Origin of the sequence: Streptomyces sp. R-07 (assembly GCF_049913175.1) — a bacterium.
In the GTDB taxonomy this organism is placed as follows: Bacteria; Actinomycetota; Actinomycetes; order Streptomycetales; family Streptomycetaceae; genus Streptomyces.
This window is the reverse complement of sequence record NZ_CP183978.1, coordinates 3,897,415-3,921,059: the sequence shown is the minus strand read 5'-3', so window position 1 is coordinate 3,921,059 and position 23,645 is coordinate 3,897,415. Positions and strand designations below refer to the sequence as shown.

Annotated in this window: 22 protein-coding genes and 1 tRNA gene; 10 read left to right on the top strand and 13 right to left on the bottom strand. The window is 71.6% G+C overall.

Annotation, left to right across the window (positions count from 1 at the left end; all coding sequences use genetic code 11):
- Positions 1 to 82: 82 nt before the first annotated feature.
- The 5 genes from ACN9M0_RS17850 to ACN9M0_RS17830 all read right to left on the bottom strand — a co-directional run bounded on the left by ACN9M0_RS17850 (position 83) and on the right by ACN9M0_RS17830 (position 6,081).
- Positions 83 to 1,549 (bottom strand): peptidoglycan D,D-transpeptidase FtsI family protein, encoded by a 1,467-nt coding sequence (locus ACN9M0_RS17850; protein WP_366037011.1) that lies wholly within the window; start codon positions 1,547 to 1,549, stop codon positions 83 to 85.
- Positions 1,546 to 2,988, bottom strand: a complete 1,443-nt coding sequence (locus ACN9M0_RS17845) for an FtsW/RodA/SpoVE family cell cycle protein (RefSeq protein WP_366037010.1) — start codon at positions 2,986 to 2,988, stop codon at positions 1,546 to 1,548. Before ACN9M0_RS17845 ends, ACN9M0_RS17850 begins: the two co-directional genes overlap by 4 nt.
- 26 nt (positions 2,989 to 3,014) lie before the next feature.
- Positions 3,015 to 4,508, bottom strand: coding sequence for a Stp1/IreP family PP2C-type Ser/Thr phosphatase (locus tag ACN9M0_RS17840; protein ID WP_366037009.1), 1,494 nt, complete (start codon positions 4,506 to 4,508; stop codon positions 3,015 to 3,017).
- Positions 4,509 to 4,679: 171 nt separating this feature from the next.
- Positions 4,680 to 5,201, bottom strand: coding sequence for an FHA domain-containing protein FhaB/FipA (locus tag ACN9M0_RS17835; protein WP_366037008.1), 522 nt, complete (start codon positions 5,199 to 5,201; stop codon positions 4,680 to 4,682).
- A gap of 10 nt (positions 5,202 to 5,211) precedes the next feature.
- Positions 5,212 to 6,081, bottom strand: a complete 870-nt coding sequence (locus ACN9M0_RS17830) for an FhaA domain-containing protein (RefSeq protein ID WP_426403893.1) — start codon at positions 6,079 to 6,081, stop codon at positions 5,212 to 5,214.
- Between the two features lie 424 nt (positions 6,082 to 6,505).
- On the opposite strand from ACN9M0_RS17830, the gene ACN9M0_RS17825 reads away from it, so the two are divergent.
- From ACN9M0_RS17825 to ACN9M0_RS17815, 3 genes are all read left to right on the top strand, one after another.
- Positions 6,506 to 6,592, top strand: a tRNA-Leu gene (locus ACN9M0_RS17825).
- A gap of 202 nt (positions 6,593 to 6,794) precedes the next feature.
- Positions 6,795 to 8,573, top strand: coding sequence for a sensor histidine kinase (locus tag ACN9M0_RS17820; RefSeq protein ID WP_426403892.1), 1,779 nt, complete (start codon positions 6,795 to 6,797; stop codon positions 8,571 to 8,573).
- 38 nt (positions 8,574 to 8,611) lie between these two features.
- Positions 8,612 to 9,271, top strand: a complete 660-nt coding sequence (locus tag ACN9M0_RS17815) for a response regulator transcription factor (protein ID WP_366037006.1) — start codon at positions 8,612 to 8,614, stop codon at positions 9,269 to 9,271.
- Between the two features lie 49 nt (positions 9,272 to 9,320).
- Here the strand turns inward: ACN9M0_RS17815 and ACN9M0_RS17810 are convergent, their stop codons facing one another.
- Positions 9,321 to 9,791 carry a MarR family winged helix-turn-helix transcriptional regulator gene (locus tag ACN9M0_RS17810; RefSeq protein ID WP_366037005.1) on the bottom strand — a complete coding sequence of 157 codons (471 nt, stop codon included), beginning with the start codon at positions 9,789 to 9,791 and terminating at the stop codon, positions 9,321 to 9,323.
- Positions 9,792 to 9,881: 90 nt separating this feature from the next.
- Here ACN9M0_RS17810 and ACN9M0_RS17805 point away from each other — a divergent pair, with 90 nt between their 5' ends.
- The 4 genes from ACN9M0_RS17805 to ACN9M0_RS17790 all read left to right on the top strand — a co-directional run bounded on the left by ACN9M0_RS17805 (position 9,882) and on the right by ACN9M0_RS17790 (position 14,125).
- Entirely contained in the window at positions 9,882 to 11,057 is a 1,176-nt protein-coding gene (locus ACN9M0_RS17805) for a hypothetical protein (protein WP_399696217.1), read from the top strand.
- Between the two features lie 164 nt (positions 11,058 to 11,221).
- Positions 11,222 to 12,682: a DUF2252 domain-containing protein gene (locus ACN9M0_RS17800; protein WP_399696216.1), complete on the top strand. Its 1,461-nt coding sequence runs from the start codon at positions 11,222 to 11,224 to the stop codon at positions 12,680 to 12,682.
- A 249-nt stretch (positions 12,683 to 12,931) separates the two neighbouring features.
- Positions 12,932 to 13,726, top strand: coding sequence for a hypothetical protein (locus ACN9M0_RS17795; RefSeq protein ID WP_399696337.1), 795 nt, complete (start codon positions 12,932 to 12,934; stop codon positions 13,724 to 13,726).
- A 54-nt stretch (positions 13,727 to 13,780) separates the two neighbouring features.
- Positions 13,781 to 14,125: a rhodanese-like domain-containing protein gene (locus tag ACN9M0_RS17790; RefSeq protein ID WP_366037002.1), complete on the top strand. Its 345-nt coding sequence runs from the start codon at positions 13,781 to 13,783 to the stop codon at positions 14,123 to 14,125.
- A 14-nt stretch (positions 14,126 to 14,139) separates the two neighbouring features.
- Here the strand turns inward: ACN9M0_RS17790 and ACN9M0_RS17785 are convergent, their stop codons facing one another.
- From ACN9M0_RS17785 to paaA, 6 genes are all read right to left on the bottom strand, one after another.
- Positions 14,140 to 15,273: an acyl-CoA dehydrogenase family protein gene (locus tag ACN9M0_RS17785; protein ID WP_426403891.1), complete on the bottom strand. Its 1,134-nt coding sequence runs from the start codon at positions 15,271 to 15,273 to the stop codon at positions 14,140 to 14,142.
- Between the two features lie 131 nt (positions 15,274 to 15,404).
- Positions 15,405 to 16,493, bottom strand: a complete 1,089-nt coding sequence (locus ACN9M0_RS17780; RefSeq protein WP_399696215.1) for a 2Fe-2S iron-sulfur cluster-binding protein — start codon at positions 16,491 to 16,493, stop codon at positions 15,405 to 15,407.
- Positions 16,494 to 16,991, bottom strand: coding sequence for a 1,2-phenylacetyl-CoA epoxidase subunit PaaD (gene paaD / locus ACN9M0_RS17775; RefSeq protein ID WP_086830481.1), 498 nt, complete (start codon positions 16,989 to 16,991; stop codon positions 16,494 to 16,496). It lies immediately after the preceding gene.
- Complete coding sequence (gene paaC / locus ACN9M0_RS17770) at positions 16,985 to 17,713, bottom strand: 1,2-phenylacetyl-CoA epoxidase subunit PaaC (RefSeq protein ID WP_366036998.1); 729 nt, start codon at positions 17,711 to 17,713, stop codon at positions 16,985 to 16,987. The genes paaD and paaC overlap by 7 nt, the downstream gene beginning before the upstream one ends.
- Positions 17,710 to 17,997, bottom strand: a complete 288-nt coding sequence (gene paaB / locus ACN9M0_RS17765) for a 1,2-phenylacetyl-CoA epoxidase subunit PaaB (RefSeq protein WP_366036997.1) — start codon at positions 17,995 to 17,997, stop codon at positions 17,710 to 17,712. The genes paaC and paaB overlap by 4 nt, the downstream gene beginning before the upstream one ends.
- A complete protein-coding gene (paaA, locus tag ACN9M0_RS17760) occupies positions 17,994 to 19,010 on the bottom strand; it encodes a 1,2-phenylacetyl-CoA epoxidase subunit PaaA (protein WP_366036996.1) in 1,017 nt (338 codons plus the stop codon). Before paaA ends, paaB begins: the two co-directional genes overlap by 4 nt.
- Before the next feature lie 112 nt (positions 19,011 to 19,122).
- Here paaA and ACN9M0_RS17755 point away from each other — a divergent pair, with 112 nt between their 5' ends.
- From ACN9M0_RS17755 to ACN9M0_RS17745, 3 genes are read left to right on the top strand one after another with little or no spacing between them, the layout of a single operon-like run.
- On the top strand, positions 19,123 to 19,935 hold the full coding sequence (locus tag ACN9M0_RS17755; RefSeq protein ID WP_426403890.1) for a DUF5819 family protein: 813 nt from the start codon (positions 19,123 to 19,125) through the stop codon (positions 19,933 to 19,935).
- Positions 19,932 to 21,173, top strand: coding sequence for an HTTM domain-containing protein (locus ACN9M0_RS17750; protein WP_426403889.1), 1,242 nt, complete (start codon positions 19,932 to 19,934; stop codon positions 21,171 to 21,173). Before ACN9M0_RS17755 ends, ACN9M0_RS17750 begins: the two co-directional genes overlap by 4 nt.
- Positions 21,170 to 21,832, top strand: coding sequence for a TrmH family RNA methyltransferase (locus ACN9M0_RS17745; RefSeq protein ID WP_399696213.1), 663 nt, complete (start codon positions 21,170 to 21,172; stop codon positions 21,830 to 21,832). Before ACN9M0_RS17750 ends, ACN9M0_RS17745 begins: the two co-directional genes overlap by 4 nt.
- 51 nt (positions 21,833 to 21,883) lie before the next feature.
- Here ACN9M0_RS17745 and paaN read toward each other — a convergent pair whose 3' ends face one another.
- On the bottom strand, positions 21,884 to 23,581 hold the full coding sequence (gene paaN / locus ACN9M0_RS17740; protein WP_426403888.1) for a phenylacetic acid degradation protein PaaN: 1,698 nt from the start codon (positions 23,579 to 23,581) through the stop codon (positions 21,884 to 21,886).
- Positions 23,582 to 23,645 lie beyond the last annotated feature (64 nt).

The following is a 23,645-nucleotide window of genomic DNA, read 5'->3' as shown; positions in this document are numbered from 1 at the left end:
GCTACCGGCCCCGGGGAGGCGTTCCGTCCGGGGCCGGTAGCTGATACCTGACCGGTACCTGGCTCGCACGGGGTCCCGGGGGTCAGCCCCGGGTCTTGACGACCGCCTTCATCACGGCCTTCGCGATCGGGGCGGCGAGACCGCCACCGGTGATGTCCTCGCGGTCGGTGCCCGCGGAGTCCTCGACGACGACGGCGACCGCGACCGGGGAGCCCTCGGAGGTCTTCGCGTACGAGATGAACCAGGCGTACGGACGCTTGGCGTTCTTCTCGCCGTGCTGGGCCGTACCCGTCTTGCCGCCGACCTTCACGCCGTCCATGTTCAGGTCGGCGTTGCCGCCGGTGCCGTTGGTGACGACGCTCTCCATCATCTGCTGGAGCAGCTGCGCGTTCTCCGGGGAGACCGGGCGGCTCATCTCCTCCGGCTCGTTCTGCTTGATGATGTCGAGGTTCGGGGCCCGCAGCTGGTCGATCATGTACGGCTTCATCAGCTTGCCGTCGTTGGCGATCGCCGCTGTGACCATCGCCATCTGGAGCGGCGTGGTCGCGGTGTTGAACTGGCCGATGGAGGAGAGCGCGTTGCCGCCGCGGTCGGCGTTCTTGTCGAAGACGGACGCCGAGGAGCGGACCGGGGTGAACTGCTCGGCGTTGAAACCGAACTTCTCGGCCATCTCGACCATCTTGTCGCGGCCGACGTCGTCGCCGAGCTTCGCGAAGACCGAGTTGCAGGAGATGTCGAGGGCACGCTTCAGGCTGGCGTTGGCGCAGCCCTTGGCATGGTTGACCATCTCCCGGTTGGAGAGCGGGATCTTCCAGCCCTCGGGGGTGTCGGTCGCCGCGTTGATGTCCTTGACCTTGCCGTTCTCCAGCGCGGCGGCGGCGGTCACGACCTTGAAGACGGAGCCGGGCGGGTAGATCTCGCGGATCGCGCGGTTCAGCTTCGGCTTGTTCTTGTCGTTCTCCAGCGCGAGCCAGGCCTTCTCGTCCTTGCCGGAGTAGCCGGCGAAGGTGGAGGGGTCGTACGAGGGCGTGGACGCCATCGCCAGGATCTTGCCGGTCTTCGGCTCGAGGGCGACGACGGCGCCGGTCTTGTCGCCGAGCCCCTCGAAGGCGGCCTTCTGCGCGGCGCCGCTGAGGGTGGTGATGACATCGCCGCCCTTCTTCTTCTCGCCGGTGAACATGGCGAGGGTGCGGTCGAAGAAGAGCCGGTCGTCGTTGCCGGTGAGGATGCTGTCCTCGATCTTCTCGATCTGGTTGGCGTCGTAGGCCTGGGAGGCGTACCCGGTGACCGGGGCCCACATGGGGCCGTCCACATAGGTCCGCTTGAACTTGTAGTACTCGTCCTTGGAGTCGATCGAGCGGGTGATCGGCTTGCCGTCGACGATGATGTTGCCGCGCTCGTTCGCGTACCGCGCGATACGGACACGGGTGTTCTTGGGGTTGGTGTTCAGCTCCTCGGCCTGGACGAACTGCACCCAGTTGTCCCGCAGGAGCAGGGCGAGGATGAGCAGGCCGCAGAAGATCGCGACCCGCCGCAGCGGCTTGTTCACGGACGGACCACCTGGGTCATCTCGGCGTCGGGGGACGGTGCGGGCGCGGGCGCGGGACGGCGCGCGGTGTCGCTGATCCGGATCAGGATGCCGATCAGGGCCCAGTTGGCGATGACGGAGGATCCGCCGTACGCGAGGAAGGGCATGGTCATACCGGTGAGCGGGATGAGGCCCATCACACCGCCGGCGACGACGAAGATCTGCAGCGCGAAGGCGCCGGACAGGCCCATCGCGAGCAGCTTGCCGAAGGGGTCACGGGCGGCGAGCGCGGTGCGGACGCCTCGCTCGACGATCAGCCCGTAGAGGAGCAGGAAGACCATCACACCGGTGAGGCCGAGTTCCTCGCCGACCGTGGCGAAGATGAAGTCGGAGTTGGCGGCGAAGCCGATGAGGTCCGAGTTGCCCTGGCCGAGGCCGGTGCCGAGGATGCCACCGGAACCGAGGGACATCAGCACCTGGGTCATCTGGTCGCAGGCCATGGCCATGTTCGAAGCCTCGGGAGCCGTCTTCAGGCACTCGAAGGGGTCGAGCCACGCGGCCACACGCGACTGCACGTGGCTGGCCGTGGAGCCGACGACCACCGCGCCGGCCACGGCCATCAGCAGACCCATGACGATCCAGCTGGTCCGCTCGGTCGCCACGTACAGCATGATCACGAACATGCCGAAGAAGAGGAGCGACGTACCGAGGTCGTTCTCGAAGACCAGGATGAGGAGGCTGACCGCCCAGATCGTCAGGATCGGGCCGAGGTCCCGGCCGCGCGGCAGGTAGAGCCCCATGAAACGGCGGCTGGCCAGTGCCAGCGCGTCCCTTTTCACCATCAGGTAGCCGGAGAAGAACACGGCGAGGACCAGCTTCGCGAACTCACCGGGCTGGATCGAGAAGCCGCCGACGTTGATCCAGATCTTGGCGCCGAAGACGTCCGCGCCCAGGCCGGGGACGAGCGGCAGCAGCAGCAGGACGAGGGAGACCGCCATGGAGATGTACGTGTAGCGCTGGAGGACACGGTGGTCCTTCAGGAGCATCAGCACACCGACGAACATGGCGATGCCGATCGCCGAGTACATCATCTGGCTGGGGGCGTCGGGGCTGAAGCTGTGGTACCGGCGCATCGACGTGGCGATCAGCCGGGGCGACTGGTCGAGACGCCAGATCAGCACCAGACCCATGCCGTTCAGCAGGGTGGCCAGCGGCAGCAGCAGCGGGTCCGAGTACGGCGCCCACTTCCGCACCACCAGGTGCGCGACGCCCGCGAGGAGGGCCAGGCCGAGGCCGTACCCGGCCATTCCGGCCGGGACCTTGCCGTCGATGGCCAGGCCCACGTTGAGGTACGCGAACACCGGGATGACGACGGCGAACGCGAGCAGCGCCAGCTCGGTGTTGCGGCGGCTCGGCGCCTCGATCGCGCCGATGGTGGTCGTGTTGGTGACAACGCTCATGGTGGTGAAAGGCCCCCTACGGGTGCTTACTGCTTGCCGCAGTTCGAGGCCAGCTTCTGCTCCTCCGCGGTGAGGCTGGGACCCGGGGACGGAGCGGCTGTGGTGGGCTTGGAGTCAGGGGTGGCGGCGTCGCCGGGCTTCTGGGTGGCCGGCGGCTTGCTCGCCTGGTCGGCGGCCTTCTCGGCGGCGGCGTGACGCTGCTCGGCCTTCTTGCAGGCCGAGGCCTGCACGGCCAGCTCGGCGATCTTCGTCTGGGCCTTGCCGAGGCTGCCGCCCGCGATCGTGTCCTCGACCTGCTTCCGCTGGTAGGCGGGGAGGTACTTGAGTTCGATCTCGGGGTGGTCCTTCTCGACCTTCGAGAGCGACACCCACGCCAGGTCCTGGCTGATGCCCTGGTACAGCGCCACGTGCTGGTCCTTGGAACCCACGAAGTACTGCGTCTGCGTCCAGCGCCAGCCGCCGTAGAGGCCGCCGCCGACGACGGCGAGGGCGAGGACGAGGAAGAACGAGCGCTTGAGCCACTTGCGGCCGGTGCGCGGCTTGACGAAGTCGTCGTCCGTGTACGACTCGAAGGAGCCCTGCGGAGGCATGCCGCCGTAGCCGTGGTCGTCGCCGCTGCCGGGCGGACCGAAGCCGCCGGCGGGCGGCTGCTGGTGCGGTGCGGGGCGGCCGAGGCCGGAGGCGCGGCCGGCCGGGGTCTGCATCGCCCCGCCGTCGTTCAGCTGCGCCTGGTTCTCGGCGACGGCGCCCACGATGACCGGGGTGTCGCTGAGGTGACCGGCGAGGGTGTCGCCGCCGTCGACGTCGAGGACGTCGGCGACGATCACCGTGATGTTGTCGGGGCCGCCGCCGCGCAGCGCGAGCTGGATCAGCTCCTGCACGGTCTCCTGCGGGCCCTGGTAGCTGGCGAGGGTGTCCTCGAGCGTCTGGTGCGAGACCACGCCGGACAGACCGTCGGAGCAGATCAGGTAGCGGTCGCCGGCCCGGACCTCACGGATGGAGAGGTCGGGTTCGACGTGGTCGCCGCTGCCGAGCGCGCGCATGAGGAGCGAGCGCTGCGGGTGGGTGGTGGCCTCTTCCTCGGTGATCCGGCCCTCGTCGACGAGGCGCTGGACCCAGGTGTGGTCCTGGGTGATCTGGGTGAGGACACCGTCGCGCAGCAGGTAGGCGCGGGAGTCTCCGACGTGCACCAGACCGAGCCGCTGGCCGGTCCACAGGAGGGCGGTGAGCGTGGTGCCCATGCCCTCCAGCTGCGGGTCCTCCTCGACCATCATCCGCAACTGGTCGTTGGCGCGCTGCACCGCCGTACCGAGCGAGGTGAGGATGTCGGAGCCGGGGACGTCGTCGTCGAGCGTGACGAGCGTGGAGATCACCTCGGAGGAGGCGACCTCACCGGCGGCCTGGCCGCCCATGCCGTCGGCGATGGCGAGCAGCCGGGGCCCGGCGTAACCCGAGTCCTCGTTGCCCTCGCGGATCATGCCCTTGTGCGAGCCCGCGGCGAATCGCAGAGACAGAGTCATGCGCACCTGCCCTGTCGACGCTGCATCGGGGTACAGCCGGTCTCGACCCACACTGCCCACCCTCCGGTCGCTCCGGTCACGCCGGTCGCTTCAGTCGCTCCGGTCGGGAGCGCGGCACGGCCTTTGGCGGGGCCCGTCCCGGCTCGCTCGCTGCGCTCGCTCATTTTCGTACTACTTCCGCAGCTCGATGACGGTCTTGCCGATGCGGATCGGCGCGCCCAGCGGAATCGGTGTGGCGGTGGTGAGGCGGGTCCGGTCGAGATAGGTGCCGTTGGTGGACCCGAGGTCCTCGACGATCCACTGGCCGTCCCGGTCCGGGTAGATCCGGGCGTGGCGACTGGACGCGTAGTCGTCGTCGAGGACGATCGTCGAGTCGTGCGCCCGGCCCAGCGAGATCGTCTGGCCCTGGAGGGCGACGGTCGTGCCGGTGAGGGTGCCCTCGGACACGACCAGCTTGGTCGGGGCGCCGCGGCGCTGGCGCCCGCCCCCCGCGCTCTGCTGGCCACGCTGCTGCGGAGGCGCGGCGGCCTGGCGCGCGTTCTGCTGAGGTCGCGCCTCCTGGCGCCGCGAACCGCGCTGGGTGACCCGCGTACCGAACAGGTCGCTGCGGATGACCTGGACGGCCACGATGACGAACAGCCACAGAACGGCCAGGAAACCCAACCGCATGACCGTCAGGGTCAGCTCTGACATTGCCCCCGCTTCACCCTTCGGCTTGCCGGTAAACGATGGTGGTGCTGCCCACGACGATCCGCGAGCCGTCGCGGAGCGTAGCGCGGGTGGTGTGCTGCCCGTCCACCACGATGCCGTTGGTGGATCCCAGATCCTGGATCGTCGAGGGCGTTCCGGTCCGGATCTCGCAGTGCCGGCGGGAGACGCCGGGATCGTCGATCCTCACGTCCGCGTCGGTGCTGCGGCCGAGGACCAGGGTCGGGCGGGAGATCTGATGGCGGGTGCCGTTGATCTCGATCCAGCGGCGCACCGCGGAGCCCGCTCCGGCGTGGGTGCCGGGGCCGGGCATGGATCCGGGGCCGCCCGCCGGGCGTCCCGCGGGCGCCGTCGGCCGGTGGCCGGGCGCGCCGGGAGGCGGCGAGGCGGGCATGGGCGGGGCGCCGGCCGGGGGGTACCCGTAGCCGCCGCGGCCCTGCTGCTGCTGGTGCTGCTGCTGCCCCGCGGAGGGCGGCTGCGGCTGTGACGAACTCGACGCCAGCGTGCGGCTGCGGACGCGGTACAGACCGGTGTCGAGGTCCTCGGCCTTCTCCAGGTGGACCTTGATCGGGCCCATGAAGGTGTACCGCTGCTGCTTCGCGTAGTCCCTGACCAGGCCGGCGAGCTCGTCGCCGAGCTGGCCCGAGTAGGGGCTGAGACGCTCGTAGTCCGGCGTGCTCAGTTCCACGATGAAGTCGTTGGGGACGACGGTCCGCTCGCGGTTCCAGATCGTCGCGTTGTTGTCGCACTCGCGCTGGAGCGCGCCGGCGATCTCGACGGGCTGGACCTCGGACTTGAAGACCTTGGCGAAGGTGCCGTTGACCAGACCTTCGAGACGCTGCTCGAAACGCTTCAGGACTCCCATGGGGCACCTCCTCCGTCGTTGTCGCCCTGGTACTGCTTACTGATCGTATCCACGCGTCGGGAAATCGGCTGGTTCCCCTTCTCTGCCCTGTGGACGAGTGTCACCTCTCACAGGCTTTCCCCACGGATCGTAGAGGCGGCCTGTGGACAGTGTCCCGCACCCGGCTGTGGGAGCCGAGGCTCGGGCCGGGGTTCCGGGATGGTCCGTCCCCTTCCGCCCTCCTTCTTCCTTCCTCTCCTCCCACGCGTTCCTCACTCCTCCCCGCTTGCACCCTTCGTGGTCGCGTCGTAGGTCCCTCCCTCTCCTTGTTCTCCGGGAGCGGGGGCGAAACAACGGATGTGAATCCACGGTCTGCGACGTGCTAATCTTCAGATGTCGCCAGGCGCTCCCACCGAAAAGTGAGAGTGCAGGGAGATCACCCAATGCGCGGGTGGCGGAATAGGCAGACGCGCTGGATTCAGGTTCCAGTGCCCGAAAGGGCGTGGGGGTTCAACTCCCCCCTCGCGCACCAGACGGAAGCCCCGTAGGTCATCGACCTACGGGGCTTCCGCGTATGCCGGCACGGATGTGAGGCTTCCCACGTCGGGGCGGCGCGGCGAACATGCTCTCCGTCTGCCGGAGACCGGGTATGCACGACTTTTGTCTTCGGAGGGCGAGACGAAAGAGAGACGTCCGGGGTACCCGCCGCTGCCTAGGGTTCGAGCGTGGACGCTATGTCGAAGTCGCGGACCCGGACCGCGCGGGAGATCGGGGCCAGGGCCGCCGCCTGGTGGAACTGGTTCGCGGTGCCCGGGCAGTGGTCGCGCCGCAGGATCACCGGCGAGGTGGCCCTCGCCGTGGTCGTCGCGCTGCTCGCAGCCGGGACCGAGGAGCTCCTGGGCGGCGAGGGATGGCGGCTGGCCGCGGTCGCCGCCGGCGCGGCCGTGCTGTCGCTGCTGCGGCGCAGACTCCCCGCGAGCGTGCTCGTCCTCACCGCCGGGCTCACACCCTTCGTACCCGGCCTCGGGCCCCTGCTCATCGTGCTCGGCTGGTCGTCCGGCCGGTACATCACCAGTGCCGGGCAGGCGCTGGTCGCGTTCATCGCCGCCTACGTCCTGAACGTCGGCGGGACGCTCCTGGAGACCTGGGACCGGCAGCGGCTGCTCACCGTCGCCTTCATGGCGACCCTCTACTACCTGGGCACCACGCTGGCCCCCGGCCTCGCCCACCGCTACTGGACCCAGCGGCGGACCCTGCTGCACGCGCTCCAGGAGCGCAACGCGCAGCTGCTGCGCGAGCGGACCATGGTGGTCTGGCAGGCGCGGCTGCGCGAGCGGCAGCGGATCGCCCAGGACATGCACGACAGCCTCGGTCACCAGCTGGCGCTGATCGCCGTGCACACGGGGGCTCTCGAGGTGGACCGGGACCTGGGCGATCGGCAGCGCGAGGTGGTCGGCGTCCTGCGAAACGCCTCGGTGACCGCCATGCACGAGCTGCGGGAAGTCGTCGGGATACTCCGCGACGGGGTCGCGGCGGAGGACGGGTCGGCGGCGGCGCCCGCGCCGGCCGGGGACGAGACGGGGCGGGCAGCGCGCGGGATCGCGGGCATCGAGGGGCTCGTGGCGGCCGCCCGGGCGGCCGGCACCTCGGTCGGGCTGCGGCGGCTGGGGGAGGAGAGACCGCTGGCGCCGGCCGCCGACCACGCCGCGTACAGGGTCGTGCAGGAGGCCCTGACCAACGCCTACAAGTACGCGCCGGGGGCGCCGATCGGCGTCGAGCTGCGGTACGAGCCGGACACCTTCGTCGTGGAGGTCGTCGACGGGGAGCCGCTGGACGGACCGGTGAAGGACGTCGTGAGCGGCGGGCAGGGGCTGGCAGGGCTCGCCGAGCGGGCCCGGCTGGTGGGCGGCATGTGCCACGCGGGTCCGGCCGACGGCGGGGGTTTCCGGGTGGCCGGGATGCTGCCGTACGGGGCGGCGCCGGTCGCGGAGGCAGCGCCTTTGGTCGATGCGGCCGACGACTTCCGGCAGCAGACCACGAAGCCGCTGGTGGGCGACGGTCGTCCGGTCACGGTCGGACCGGCCGACTGGACGTTCACGGAGCGGGAGCTGGCGATGGCGGTGCGTGGGGGCAGGGGCAGGAGCACGGGCGGGGCGATCGCCCTGGGCTGTGGGATCGCGTTCGCGGCGCTCGTCCTGCTGGTGGTGGCCGCGGGCTTCGGTCTCTACTTCCTGATGGGTTCGCTCAAGGACGGGATGATCGACCCCGCCCAGTACGAGGCGGTGAAGGTCGGGATGAGCGAGAAGGAGGTCCGCGACCAGCTGCCCTCGGGCGACACCATAGCCACGGCAGGACTGGGCGGCACGGGGCCCGCCCGGCCGGAGGGCGCCAGCTGCCTGGTGCTGATGTCCTCGGAGACGGGCGAGACCTTCGAGGAGGAGCCTGTTTTCCGGTTCTGCTTCAAGGACGGCAAGCTGATCGAGAAGAAGTCGTACGTGGTCGAGCAGCGGTAGCGCTGAACCACCCGTACCGGAGGCGTGGGGGAGAAGCTGTGGCAGGGCAGCCCATCAGGGTCGTGATCGCCGACGACGAGCCTCTGATCAGGGCCGGGATCCGGATGATCCTCATCTCGGACCCGGAGATCGAGGTCGTGGGGGAGGCGGCCGACGGTCGGGCGGCGGTCGAGGCGGCGCGGGCGCACGCCGCCGACGTGGTGCTGCTCGACATCCAGATGCCGGTGCTCGACGGCCTCTCGGCGCTGCCGGAACTGCGCAGGGCGGCGCCCGCGGCCCGCGTGATCGTCCTGACGACCTTCGGCGAGCGGGAGAACGTGCTGCGGGCCCTGGAGCACGGGGGTGCCGGGTTCCTGCTCAAGGACACGGCGCCGGCCGAACTGATCCGGGCGGTACGGGCGGCCGCGGCGGGGGACGCCTATCTGTCACCGGCCGCGACCCGGCACGTGGTGGAGCGGCTGGCGACGGGCCGGGAGGCGGCGCGCGCCGAGGAGGCGCGAGCCCGGGTCGCGGCGCTCAGCGAGAAGGAGCGCGACGTCCTGGCGCTGCTCGGCGAAGGGCTCTCGAACGCGGACGCCGGGAAACGGCTGCACATGAGCGAGGCCACGGTGAAGACGTACGTGAGCCGGATCCTGGCCAAGCTGGACTGCGAGAACCGGGTGCAGGCGGCGCTCCTCGCGCGCGACGCGGGACTGTAGCCGCAGCCGTGGCCGAGGGGCGCCCGGAGGCTGTGGGAGCGGCGGCGGTTCAGCCCGTCGAGGGGATGCCGGGGACGGGGCTCGTGGCCGTCGCGTTGTACCGCAACAGGTACGCGGCGAAGCGGGCGAGGTCCTCGGCCGGCCAGTCCTCCAGACGCTCCTGGAAGGCGGCCAGGCGGCTCGTCTGTGCCGCGGCGAGGACCCGGGTGCCGGCCTCGGTGGGGTGCAGGACCTGCACCCGGTGGTCCTCGGGAGCCGGGCGGCGCTCGACGAAGCCGAGCTTCTCCAGGCCCGCGAGCTGGCGGCTGACCGTCGACTTGTCCAGGAGGTAGTGGGCCGCGAGGTCGGTGGCGCGGCAGCCGCGCTGCTCCTCGATGTGGGCGAGGAGCGTGTACGAGACCAGCGGGAGCTCGGGGTGGACCCGGGCGGCCGCGGCACGGGCCCGGCGGGCGAAGGCCGTCAGCTCGCGCTGGATGACGTCCACGGACGCCTCACGGGGTGGCTGTGCGCCGCCGGTCATCGTGCGCTCCCGTCGTCGTTCGGGCGCTGTTCGCCCGCTGCGAGCTTTCGGTTGTATAGTACAACGGTTCTTTAGTTGTAAAAGCCAACCATGGAGGTCTCGGTGTCCGCAGGACCGAACACCAGCGGTGCGTTGCGACATGTCCTCGGACATCTGCTCACCCCGCTGTTGATGTGCATCGGCATGGGGCTCGCCTACCTCGGTGCCTTCCACGCGCCCGAACCCCACGATCTGCGCGTCGACGTCGTCGGCTCCGGCCCCACCACGCAGGTCCTCGCCCAGACGCTCCAGGACAAGGGCGCCGGCGCCCTCGACGTCCGTACCGTCACCGACCGGGACACGGCCGTCTCCGCTCTGCGCGAGCAGCGCAGCTTCGGCGCCTACATCCCCGGCGAGAAGCCCGAACTGCTCGTCGCCTCGGGCTCCTCCGACACGAGCGCCATGGCGGTCGAGAAGGTCTTCACCAAGGTCGCCGCCACCCACGACGCCCCGCTCAAGGTCACCGACATCGCCCCCACCGCATCCGGCGACCCCACGGGCCAGGGCGTCTTCTTCCTGCTCGTCGCCCTCAGCATCGGCGCGTACGCCTCGGTCGCCGTCATCGGCGGAGCCGGAGCCGTCCTCCCCATGCGGATCAGGGCCCTCCTCGCCGCCGGCATGTCGCTCGTCGTCAGCCTGATCGGCACCCTCTTCGCCGGGCCGCTCTTCCACCTGGTCGACCAGGGGCTCGGCGGAGTGTGGGCCATGTCCTGGCTGTACGCGGCGGGCATCCTGGCCGTCGGTGTCGGCCTGCACACCTTCCTGCGCCGCTGGACCACGCTCGGCGTGATGGTGCTCTTCGTCATGCTCAACTTCACGAGCTCCGGAGGCATCTACCGGCCCGAGCTCCAGCCCGGATTCTTCGGCGCGCTGCACGCCTTCTGGAACGGCGCGGGCTTCGTCGAGGGAGTGCGCGGCCACGTCTACTTCGACGGCTACGGGCTCGGCGGGAACGTCCTCGTCCTCGCCCTCTGGCTCCTCGCCGGTGCCGCACTCGTCGTCCTCGCCGGGCTCACGGAGGCCCGGCGCGGGAAGACGGCCGGTCAGGGGCAGGTATCGGGAGGTGTTCGCAGCGCGGCAGCCGGGGCGGGTGCCGGCGGCGGCGGTGCTGGTGGCGGTGGCGGTGCTGGTGGCGTTGCCGGTGTCGACCGCGATGCCGATGCCGATGCCGATGCCCGGGCCAGGGAAGAGGTCGAGGAGGAGATGGAGGAGGCCGTCGCGGTCTGAGGGCTGGGCCTGAGGGCGGGGTCCGAGGGCTCGGCCCGCGGGTGGGTTCCGGGGTTGTCCACAGGGTCCTGGGCGCGTTGTCCACAGGGGGAGACGGTCGATCCGGAACGGCGGTACGGTCGGGGCCGGATGATGTTGGACATCGCATCGGGGGAGGGCGTCCCATGGACGAGATCCGGGCCGTCGTGCCAGGACAGCGCGGTACGGACGGCGGGCAGGGCGGGGCGCGCATCCCGCACGTGCCGGGGTTCGCGCGCCGCGCCGCCACCGGCACCGGGATCTCCCCCAGGGACCGGGGCAAGCAGCTGCGCGAGCGGGTGCCCCGCTCCTCGCACGACCGGCCGGGCCTCGGCGCCGACCGCCCGGACGCCGTGCGCGCCGTCGAGGAATCGAGCCGGGGCCGCGTCCCCGGACTCGCGCCGATACGGGTCGGCAGGATGGCGGCGAGCCCCTTCGCCTTCCTGCGCGGTTCCGCCGGGCTGATGGCCCAGGACCTCGTCGGGACGCCCGTCACCGGGATCACGGCCCAGATATGCGGAGACGCGCACGCCGCCAACTTCGGCCTCTACGGTGACGCGCGCGGCCGGCTCGTCATGGACCTCAACGACTTCGACGAGACCGTCGTCGGCCCCTGGGAATGGGACCTCAAGCGCCTCGCCACCTCGCTCGTCCTCGCCGGGCGGGAGGTGGGAGCGAGCGAGGACCTGTGCCGGGCCGCCGCCTTCGACACCGTCGGCGCGTACCGGCGCACCATGCGCCTGCTCGCCCGGCTGTCCGCACTCGACGCCTGGAACGCGATCGCCGATGAGGAACTCGTCTCGCACACCGACGCCCGCGACCTCCTCGGCACCCTGGAGCGGGTCTCCGCCAAGGCCCGCAACAACACGAGCGCCCGGTTCGCCGCCCGGTCGACCGAGGTGGTGACGGACGCCGAGGGCGGCGGCCGCAGGTTCGTGGACGCTGCCCCGGTGCTGCGCAGGGTCCCGGACGCCGAGGCGGCCGAGGTCGCCGACTCCCTCGGCGCGTACCTGGAGACCGTGTCCGAGGACAGACTGCCGCTCCTCGCCCGGTACGCCGTCCATGACGTGGCCTTCCGGGTGGTCGGCACCGGGAGCGTCGGCACCCGCTCCTATGTGGTCCTGCTCCTCGACCACCGGGGCGAGCCGCTGGTGCTCCAGGTGAAGGAGGCCCGGCCGTCGGCCCTGCTGCCCCACCTGGCGGCCGCCGGGTTCACGGTCCCGGACGCCGGCCACGAGGGGCGGCGCGTGGTGCTCGGACAGAAGCGGATGCAGGTCGTCAGCGACATCCTGCTGGGCTGGACCACGGTCCAGGGGCGGCCGTTCCAGGTGCGTCAGTTCCGCAACCGCAAGGGCAGCGTCGACCCCGCCGCCCTCACCGAGGACCAGCTCGACGACTACGGGCGGATGACCGGCGCCCTGCTCGCCCGCGCACACGCGCACAGCGCCGACCCGCGCCTGATATCCGGCTACTGCGGCAAGAACGAGGAGCTCGACGAGGCCGTCGCCTCCTTCGCCGTCACGTACGCGGACCGCACGACCGCGGACCACGCCGACCTGCTCTCGGCCGTGCGCACGGGCCGAATAGCGGCGGAACTGGGCGTCTGACGTCCATCGGGGGCGTGGAGCAGGACAAGGGGGGAGGGGAGGGAGGGGGAGGGAGGGGGGGAGGCCCCCCCCGAGGACCGTAGGCTGAGTGGGACGAGGCGGAACGAGGACTTGGCGGGCGTGGACGTGAGCGTGGACCAGGGTGTGAACGAGGGACCCGGGGACGAGCGGCCCGAGGCCGAGCAGTCCTCGGAGCAGCAGGCTGGTGACCAGCAGCCTGTGGAGCAGCAGGCCGGTGACCAGCAGCCTGTGGAGCAGCAGGTTGGGGATCAGCGGCCTGAGGCTCGGTTGGAGCGGGCTGTGCGGGTGGCCGAGCAGGCGCTGATCGAGTTCGAGATCGCCGTCGAGACCTTCCGGGTCGAGGTGGAGAACTTCTCGCGGCTGCACCATCAGAAGCTAGGGCCGATGTACGCGCGGCTCGACGAGCTCGACGCGCGGATCGCCGAGGCGCGGGCGGCGCGTACCGGCGATCCCGAGGATCTGCGGCGGGCGCAGGAGGCGCGGGCGGCGGTGCTGCCGATGCCCGGTGTGGACGAGCTGTTCCACGAGTGGATCGACACCGACGGCCTCTCCCCCGAGGCCGCCGCGATGCTCACCGACCGGCCGGTGCAGCCGCCGAAGCGGGTGCGCCCCGGTGAGGAGGCCCGCAGGCTCTACCGCGAGCTGGCCCGCAAGGCCCACCCCGACCTGGCGCGTGAGGACGACGAGCGGCGGCGGCGCGAGGAGTTCATCACGCGGGTGAACGCCGCCTACGCCCGGGGCGACGAGGCGCTGCTGCGTGAGCTCTCCGCGGAGTGGGAGGCCGGACCGGTGCCGGCCGAGGAGCGGCTCAGCGAGAGCGAGGAGCTGTACGCGCGCCTGGAGTGGCTGGCCGAGCGCAAGGACATGCTGTCGGCGGTGGCGCGCGAGCTGGAGGAGAGCGCGATCGGCGCGATGCTGCGGATGGCGCCGGACGACCCGGACCGGCTCCTGGAGGAGATCGCCGAGCAGCTGCTCGCGCAGGTCTCCGAGCGGGAGGGCGAGCTGGCGGAGCTGGTGCAGTAGATTTTTTGTGCGCCCGATTCCTTCGGGCGGTTCTGACGAGAGAAGGCCTGTCCCATGAATTTCTCCCCGCTGCCCTCGGTGGACGCGGCTTCCGTGCCGGCGGATGCCCTGGTGCTGGATGTCAGGGAGGACGACGAGTGGACGGCCGGTCATGTCGAGGGCGCGCTGCACGTGCCGATGAGCGACTTCGTGGCCCGCTTCGGTGAGGTGACGGAGGCCGTGGCCGAGCGCGGTCGCGCCTTTGTGATGTGCCGGGTGGGCGGCCGTTCGGCGCAGGTCACGCAGTACCTGGTGCAGCAGGGCTTCGACGCGGTGAACGTCGACGGCGGGATGCTCGCCTGGGACGGTGCCGGGCGGCCGATGGTGACGGAGAGCGGCAGCCCGGCCTTCGTTCTCTGACGCTTTCCGGGGCGTCAGCCGAGGGGGTGGGCGGCCAGGAGGTCGCCGAGGGCCTCCTCGTGGGCCGCGGCGGGGCCGAGGGACAGTTCGAGGTGCTTGGCCCAGGCGTGGTAGCGGTGCAGCGGGTAGTCGGTGTCGGCGCCGAAGCCGCCGTGCAGGTGCTGGGCGGTCTGCACCACACGGCGGACGCCTTCTGAGGCCCAGATCTTCGCGACGGCGACGTCCCCCGCCGCGGGGAGTGCTCCGTCCGCGCCGCTGGAGAGGCGCCAGGCGGCCTGCCAGAGGGTGGCCTCCATGGCGCGCAGGTCGATGTAGCGGTCGGCGGTCTGGACGGCGACGGCCTGGAACGTGGCCACGGGGTGGCCGAACTGTTCGCGTTTTCCGGTGTATTGGCTCGTCATGGCGAGGACGGCCTCGCCGAGTCCCAGGGCGAGCGCGCAGGTTCCGGTGGTGAGGAGCGAGCGCAGCCACTCCCAGGCGTCGTCGGTGTCGATGACGTGCGTGGCGTCGACGCGTACGGCGGCGAGGTCCAGTTCGGCGAGGAGTTCGCCGTTGGTGGAGTACTGGCCGGTGAGGCCGAGGCCTTCGTGGGCGCGGGGCAGCAGCGCGAGGATCGTGCGGCCCTCGGCGGTGTGTGCCGGTACGGCGATGAGGTCGGCGCCGTGGGCCCAGGGGACGGCGGTCTGGAGGCCGTCGAGGATCCAGTCGGCTCCGTCGCGGCGCGCGGTGACGGCCCGGTCGGCGGGTTCGTGGCCGGTGCGTCCGTGGGCGGCGGCGGTGAGGACGAGTTCGCCGCGGGCGACCCGGGGGAGGAGCTCGGCGGCCGTGTGGGGGTGGGCGTGCCGCTCGACGGTCATGGCGACGGCGTAGGTCTCCAGGAGCGGGACGCGGGCGAGGACGCGGGCGGACTCGCGCAGGACGAGGCAGAGGGCGACGGGGTCGAGTCCGGCGCCGCCGTGCTCGGGGGCCAGGGCGAGGCCGAGGAGGTCGGCGGCGGCGAGGCGGGACCAGAGCGGCCGGTCGAGGTCCTCGGCGACGGCGCCCGGGGTGAGGGCGGGGCTGGGGACCGCGTCGGGTGTGACGTCCTTGAAGACCGCCTTGGCGGCTTCGACGGCCGCCTGCTGTTCTTCGGTGAAGGTGAAGTCCACGGTGCTGCCTTCCCGTTGTCGACCCCGGTCTTCCTGACGGGTCGTCAAGATAGAACAGGTTCTAGGGGAAGGGAATGGTGGCGCCGACCGCACTTCGGCGGCGCCACCGCTCCGTCAGCGCTCGGGACTCGTCAGCGGTCGAAGTCCAGCTCCACGTCCGGGGTGGCCGGATGGGACTGGCAGGCCAGGACGTATCCGGCTTCGGTCTCCTCCGGCTCCAGGGCGAAGTTGCGGTCCATGCGCACCTCTCCGCCGACGAGGAAGGCGCGGCAGGTGCCGCACACCCCGCCCTTGCAGGCGTACGGGGCGTCCGCGCGGGCGCGGAGCACGGTGTCGAGGAGCGTCTCGCCCTGCTCCACCGGCCAGGTGCCGGACCGGCCGTGCAGGGTCGCCGTCAGGGTGGCGTGCGCCGGGGCGTCGGCCGCGGGGGCCGGGGCGGGCGCGGAGCCGTCGTCGACGTGGAAGATCTCCTGGTGGATCCGGCCGCGGTCGACGCCCAGTCCGCGCAGTGCCTGCTCGGCGCCCTGGACGAGTCCGAAGGGTCCGCAGAGGAACCAGCCGTCGATCGTGTCGACCGGCAGCAGCGCGGGCAGGAGCTCGGCGAGCCGCTCGCGGTCGAGGCGGCCGGACGGCAGACCCGCCTGCTGCTCCTCCCGGGAGAGCACCGTGACCAGCTGGAAGCGGTCCGGGTGGCGGTCCTTGAGGTCGGCGACCTCGTCGAGGAACATCGTGGACGAGGCGGTGCGGTCGCTGCGGATCAGGCAGAACCGGGCCTCGGGCTCGCGGGCGAGCAGGGTGGCCGCCATCGAGAGGACCGGGGTGATGCCGCTGCCGCCGACGACGGCGGCGAAGTGGCCGGGGCGCGGGGTGAGGGCGAAGCGGCCCATCGGTTCCATGACCTCGACGAGGTCGCCGACGGCCAGTTCCTTGAGCGCGTACGTGGAGAAAGAGCCGCCGTCGACCAGGCGGATGCCGACGCGCAGGACGGGGGGTTCGCCGGCCGGGGATGCGGGGGCGCAGATCGAGTAGGTGCGCCGGATCTCCTCGCCTTGTTCGCCCGTGCGGCGCAGGGCGAGGTGCTGGCCGGGGAGGTGCCGGTACGTCTCGTGGAGTTCGGGCGGGACCGCGAAGGTGACGGCCACGGAGTCGTCCGTGAGGCGGTCGACCTCACTCACCCGGAGTGGATGGAATCCGGCCCGTCCGGCGGCTGAGGACTCCATCTACAACTCCTTGAAGTGGTCGAACGGTTCGCGGCAGGCGGTGCAGCGGCGCAGGGCCTTGCACGCGGTGGAGGAGAAGCGGCTCAGGAGCTCGGTGTCGGTGGATCCGCAGTGGGGGCAGCGGATCGCCAGGGTCAGCGGCACGGGGCCGCCGGCGGGTCCCTGGGGGCGCGGTGGGGCGATGCCGAACTCGGTGAGTTTGCGCCGTCCTTCCTCGCTGATGTCGTCGGTGGACCAGGCGGGGGCGAGGACGGTGACGACGGAGACGTCCGGTACGCCGTGCTCGTGGAGGGCCTGCTCGATGTCGGAGGCCATCGCCTCGATCGCGGGGCAGCCCGTGTAGGTGGGGGTGAGGGAGACCTCGACCCGGCCGGGGCCGAGGACCTGCACGCCCCGCATGACGCCGAGTTCCTCCAGGGTGAGGACGGGCAGCTCCGGATCGGGGACGGAGCCGGCGATGCGGCTCAGTTCCTCCTCCAGGGCCGTCATGGTCACCATGTCGCCCCCGGGTGGCTGCGGTGCAGGTGCTGCATCTCGGCGAGCATCGGCCCGAAGGGTTCGGTGTGCAGGCCCTGCCGGCCGGCGCCCGCGCTCCAGGCGCCGGTGCGCGGTCCGGAGGGGACGGTGAGTGTGGCCCGGCCGAGGATGTCGGTGACCGAGTCCAGCCAGGCGGTCTCCAGGGCGGGGAGGTCCAGGCCGAGGCCGTCGACGGGCTGGAAGAGTTCGCCGGTGTACCGCCAGAGGGCGTCGCAGGCCCGCTGCATCCGCTCGTGGCTCTCGGTGGTGCCGTCGCCGAGGCGCAGGGTCCAGTGCTCGGCGTGGTCCTGGTGGTAGGCGACCTCCTTGACGGCCTTGGCCGCGAGGCCGGCGAAGGGGCCGTCTCCGGTGGCCAGCTGCCCGTACAGGAGGTGCTGGTAGGTGGAGAAGTAGAGCTGCCGGGCGATGGTGTGGGCGAAGTCGCCGTTCGGCTGCTCGACCAGCTGGACGTTCCGGAAGGAGCGCTCCTCGCGGAGGTAGGCCAGTTCGTCCTCGTCGCCGGCGAGGGAGAGCAGGACCCGGGCCTGGCCGAGGAGGTCGAGGGCGATGTTGGCCAGGGCGACCTCCTCCTCCAGGACGGGGGCGGAGCCGGCCCACTCCCCCAGGCGGTGGGAGAGCACGAGGGCGTCGTCGCCGAGGGCGAGGGCCGCGGCGGCGGTGACGGTGTCGGTGGTGGCGGTCACAGGTGCTTCACCCCCTCGGGGATCTCGTAGAAGGTCGGGTGGCGGTAGGGCTTGTCCGCGGCCGGCTCGAAGAAGGGGTCCTTCTCGTCGGGCGAGGAGGCGGTGATCGACGTCGAGGGGACGACCCAGATCGACACGCCTTCGGACCTGCGGGTGTACAGGTCGCGGGCGTTGCGCAGGGCCATCTCCGCGTCGGGTGCGTGGAGACTGCCCGCGTGGGTGTGGGACAGTCCGCGGCGGGAGCGCACGAACACCTCCCACAGCGGCCAACCGTCGCTCGTCATGCCTGTGCCTCCCCGTGCTTTCCGGTGTGCTTCTGCGCGTAGGCCGCCGCCGCTTCTCTGACCCAGGCGCCGTCCTCGTGGGCCTGGCGCCGCTTGCTCAGCCGCTGGTCGTTGCAGGGGCCGTTCCCCTTGAGGACGTCCCAGAACTCGGTCCAGTCGATCGGGCCGAAGTCGTAGTGCCCGCGCTCCTCGTTCCACCGGATGTCGGGGTCGGGGAGGGTGAGGCCGAGGGCCTCCGCCTGCGGGACGGCGATGTCGACGAAGCGCTGCCGCAGTTCGTCGTTGGAGTGCCGCTTGATCTTCCAGGCCATCGCCTGGGCGGTGTGGGTCGACTCGTCGTCGGGAGGGCCGAACATCATCAGCGAGGGCCACCACCAGCGGTCGACCGCGTCCTGTGCCATGGCGTGCTGGGCCTCGGTGCCGCGGGAGAGGGCGAGCAGCGCCTCGTACCCCTGGCGCTGGTGGAAGGACTCCTCCTTGCAGACCCGGACCATCGCGCGGGCGTACGGGCCGTAGGAGCAGCGGCAGAGGGGGACCTGGTTGGTGATCGCGGCGCCGTCCACCAGCCAGCCGATCGCGCCGACGTCGGCCCAGGTCAGCGTGGGGTAGTTGAAGATCGAGGAGTACTTCTGGCGGCCGGCGTGGAGCTTGTCGAGCAGCTCGTCCCGGCTGGTGCCGAGGGTCTCCGCGGCGCTGTACAGGTACAGGCCGTGGCCGGCCTCGTCCTGCACCTTGGCCATGAGGATCGCCTTGCGGCGCAGCGAGGGCGCCCGGGTGATCCAGTTCGCCTCGGGCTGCATGCCGATGATCTCGGAGTGGGCGTGCTGCGCGATCTGCCGGACGAGGGAGGCCCGGTAGGCCTCGGGCATCCAGTCGCGCGGCTCGATCCGCTCGTCCGCGGCGACGGCGGCGTCGAACACGGCCTCGTAGGCGGCCTGCTCCGCCGCCACGGCCGTGTCCGACGCGCCGGGCGTGCCCGTGGTCCCTGTCGTCCCTGCCGTCACTGCGGTCATCAGACCCCCTACCGACCGATCGTTCGGTTGAATGACTTCAATGGTGGGTCGGCGGCCCGTATGGTGTCAACCCTGTGGATAACCGAGGTGGGCCGATCGGGATCGGGGCGGGATGGACGCGTACGTCGAAAAGGACGCGGTCGAGGTGAGTGACGACGGGCGGAGACCCCCCGAGAACCCGCCGGTCACCCCTCCGGAGGCCCCTGCCGGTCCTCCCGAGGCCGAGGGGACCGGAGCCGGTCGCGGCGTCGGGATCATGGCCCTCTCGCTGCCGTACCAGGTGGTCGTCGCGGTGGCGCTCGCCGTCGCCGGAGTGTTCGCCTGCGTCCACCTGGCGATGGTGTTCCTGCACGTGGCGCCGTCCAACACGCTGACCAAGCGGCACGGCGAGGCCGTCGACGACTGGATCTACCCCGAGTTCGAGCAGAACTGGAAGCTCTTCGCGCCCAATCCGCTCCAGACGAACGTCTCCGTCGAGCTCCGCGCCGAGCTCGCCACCGCGGGCGGCGGCCGTCGCACCACCGGCTGGATCGACCTCACCGCCCAGGACATCGAGGCCATCCGCCACAACCCGATGCCCAGCCACGCGCATCAGAACCAGCTCCGCAGGGCCGTGGACTTCTACCTGAACACGCACACCGGCGACAACCGCCCCAACGGGCTGCGCGGGACCCTCTCGGAGCAGTACATGCGCCGGATCGCGATGCTCCGGCTCGACGCCCTCGAAGGCCCCGACGGACGGGCCCTCGGGCCCGACGTGCGGCGCGTCCAGCTCCGGACCGTCTCCCGGCCCGTCCCCGCCGCCCGGTGGAGCACCGAGAAGACCCGGTCCACCCCCTCCTACCGCGACTTCCCGTGGTGGAGGATCACCGAAGCCGACCGGTCCGCCGAGGCCGGCGCGAGCCGCACGGAGGCGGGCCGATGAGCACTTCCCCCGCCACGCCCGCGCGTGCCCGCGAGCCCTTCGACCGCCGGCTCGCCCGCGCCGTGCAGACCGTCACGGGCCGGACCCTCGCCCCGTACCAGAGCGCGATCGTACGGATCGGCTTCTCGCTGACCTGGCTGCTCTTCCTGCTGCGCGAGCTGCCGCACCGGCACCTGCTGTACGGTCCCGACGGCCCCTGGTCCTGGGATCTTGCGCAGCGGCTGATCGCCGACAACCGGGCCTTCACCGTGCTCATGTGGTCGGACGGCCGGGTCTGGTTCGAGGTCGTCTACGGGCTCGCGGTGCTCTCCGCCGCGCTGCTCCTGGTGGGCTGGCGGACCCGGGCCGTGTCCGTGGTCTTCATGGTCGGCGTGCTCTCGCTGCAGAACCGGTCCGTCTTCGTGGGTGACGGCGGCGACAACGTCCTCCACCTCGCCGCGATCTACCTCGTCTTCACCCGCTGCGGCCGGGTGTGGTCCCTCGACGCCCGGCGGGCCGCACGCGAGGCCCGCGCGGCCCGTGCCGGGGAGCCCCCGCGCCGTGATGTCGTCGGACCGCTGCTGTGGACCGTGCTCGGCGGGTTCCTCCTCGCCGCCACCTGGTTCAGCGATGTCAGCGGCGAGTGGTGGGTGCCGGTGCTGCTGTGGGTGCTGTGGCTCGGGAACGGGCTGTGGTGGCTGGTCCGCCGCGTCGCACCCGGGGAGCCGCGCACCCTGCTCGACGCCCTCGCCAACCTCGCGCACAACGGTGTCCTCGTCGTGCTGATGGCGGAGGTCTGCCTGATCTACGCCACGGCCGGCTGGTACAAGATCCAGGGCTCGCGCTGGCAGGACGGGACCGCGCTGTTCTACCCGCTCCACCTTGACTACTTCGCGCCCTGGCCGGCCCTCTCCGACCTGCTGGGCGCCAGCGGGATCATGGTGATGCTGCTGACCTACGGCACGGTGATCGTCCAGGTCGCGTTCCCCTTCACGCTCTTCAACCGCAAGGTCAAGAACGTCCTCCTCGTCGCGATGATGCTGGAGCACGCCGGGATCGCGGTGCTCCTCGGCCTGCCGGTCTTCTCGCTCGCGATGATCTCCGCCGACGCCGTGTTCCTGCCGACGGCGTTCCTGGTGGCGCTGGGCGCCCAGGTGGTCCGGGGCAGGGACCGGCTGCTGAAGCGGACCCCCGTCGAAGCGCTGCCCGAGCAGCGCCGTGCGGGCGAGGAGCACGGCCCCCGTACCCTCGTCGGGTGAGCACCACCGAAGAGCAGCCAGAGCCGATTCAGTACGACGAGGGGTTCGGCCCCGAGATCGGCGTCGGGCCGCACCCGGAGCCGTGGCCGCGGGACGAGCGGTACGACCCGGAGCTGCTCGCCGGCGGCGACCGGCGCAATGTCGTGGACCGGTACCGGTACTGGACGCGCGAGGCGGTCGTCGCCGACCTGGACACCCGACGCCACGACTTCCACGTGGCGGTGGAGAACTGGGGCCACGACTTCAACATCGGCTCGGTGGTACGGACCGCCAACGCCTTCCTGGCGAAGGAGGTCCACATCGTGGGCCGGCGCCGCTGGAACAGGCGGGGCGCCATGGTCACCGACCGCTACCAGCACGTCCGCCACCACCCGGACACCGAGTCGCTGACCTCGTGGGCGGCGGCCGAGGGCATCCCCGTCATCGGGATCGACAACCTGCCGGGCGCCGTCCCGCTGGAGCGGACCGTGCTCCCCCGCCGCTGTGTGCTGCTCTTCGGGCAGGAGGGCCCGGGTCTCACCGAGGAGGCCCGCGCCCACGTGGAGATGGTCTGCTCGATCGCGCAGTTCGGCTCGACCCGGTCGATCAACGCGGGCGCGGCCGCCGCGATCGCGATGCACGCGTGGGTGCAGCGGTACGCGGAGATCGAGGCGCCCTAGCTGGGCGCCGGGTGTCGTGGAGGCCCCGGAGGGCCTCCACGAGGCCGTGGATCAGGCCTGGCGGCGGACCTCCACCACCCGGAAGCGGTTGGAGACGAAGGCGCCGTCGCACAGCGCGGCGTTCGCCGCCGGGTTGCCGCCGGAGCCGTGGAAGTCGGAGAACGCGGCGGTCTGGTTCACGAACACCCCGCCCGTGAGGTTCAGCGAGAGCTGGGCCGACTCCTCCAGGCAGACCTCCTCCACCGCGCGCTCGGTGTCCGCCGACGTCGTGTAGGCGCCGACCGTCATCGCACCCTTCTCACGGACCGTGCGGCGGAGCAGCTCCAGGGCGTCGGCGGTGGAGTCCACCGAGACGGCGAAGGAGACCGGGCCGAAGCACTCCGAGAAGTACGCGGCCTGGGCGTCCGGCTTCGAGCCGTCCAGCTTCACGATCACCGGCGTACGGACCACGGCGTCCGGGTACTCCGGGTTGACCACCTCGCGGGACGCGAGCGCGACCTCGCCGAGCCCGGCGGCGGCCTCCAGGCGCGCCTTCACGTCCGGGTTGACCAGGGCGCCGAGCAGGCCGTTCGCCCGGGCGTCGTCGCCGAGCAGGCCGCCGACCGCCGCCGCGAGGTCGGCGACGACCTCGTCGTACGACTTCGGGCCCTGGTCGGTGGTGATGCCGTCGCGGGGGATCAGCAGGTTCTGCGGGGTGGTGCACATCTGGCCGCTGTACAGGGACAGCGAGAAGGCCAGGTTGCCCAGCATCCCCTGGTAGTCGTCGGTGGAGTCGACCACGACCGTGTTGACGCCGGCCTTCTCGGTGTAGACCAGGGCCTGCCGGGCGTTGGTCTCCAGCCAGTCGCCGAAGGCGGTGGAACCGGTGTAGTCGATGATCCGGATCTCGGGGCGGACGGCGAGGGTCTTGGCGATGCCCTCGCCGGGGCGCTCGACGGCGAGCGCGACCAGGTTCGGGTCGAAGCCGGCCTCGGCGAGCACCTCGCGGGCGACCTTCACGGTGAGCGCGAGCGGGAGGACCGCGCGCGGGTGCGGCTTGACCAGGACCGGGTTGCCGGTGGCGAGGGAGGCGAACAGGCCCGGGTAGCCGTTCCACGTGGGGAAGGTGTTGCAGCCGATGACCAGGGCGATGCCGCGGCCGACCGGGGTGAACTCCTTGCTCAGCTCCAGGGGGTCGCGCTTGCCCTGCGGCTTGGACCAGCCGGCCCGCCCGGCGGGCGTGCGGGTCTGCTCCGCGTACGCGTACGCCACGGCCTCCAGGCCGCGGTCCTGGGCGTGCGGGCCGCCGGCCTGGAACGCCATCATGAACGCCTGTCCGCTGGTGTGCATGACGGCGTGGGCGAACTCGTGGGTGCGGGCGGAGATCCGGGCGAGGATCTCCAGGCAGACCAGGGCGCGCGTCTCGGCGCCGGCGTCCCGCCAGGCGCCCATGCCCGCGCGCATCGCGGGGAGCAGCACGTCGACGTCGGCGTGCGGGTACTCGATGCCGAGCGACGGGCCGAACGGCGAGATCTCGCCGCCGGTCCAGCCGTCCGTGCCGGGCTGGTCGAGGTCGAAGCGGGTGTTCAGCAGGGACTGGTGGGCGGCGAGCCCCGCCGCCGCGTCGAGAGAGCCGTCCGCGCCGTACGCCTTGGGGTGCTCGGGGTACGGCGACCAGTAGGCGCGCGTGCGGATGGTGTCGAGCGCCTGGTCGAGCGTGGACCGGTGCTTCTCGGCCAGACGGTCGGTGGTCAGCTGAGCGGTGGCCATGGATGGACCAACTCCTCGTCGAGCTGGGCAGGGAGACGCGTACGGAGTTAGAGTAACCGAACGA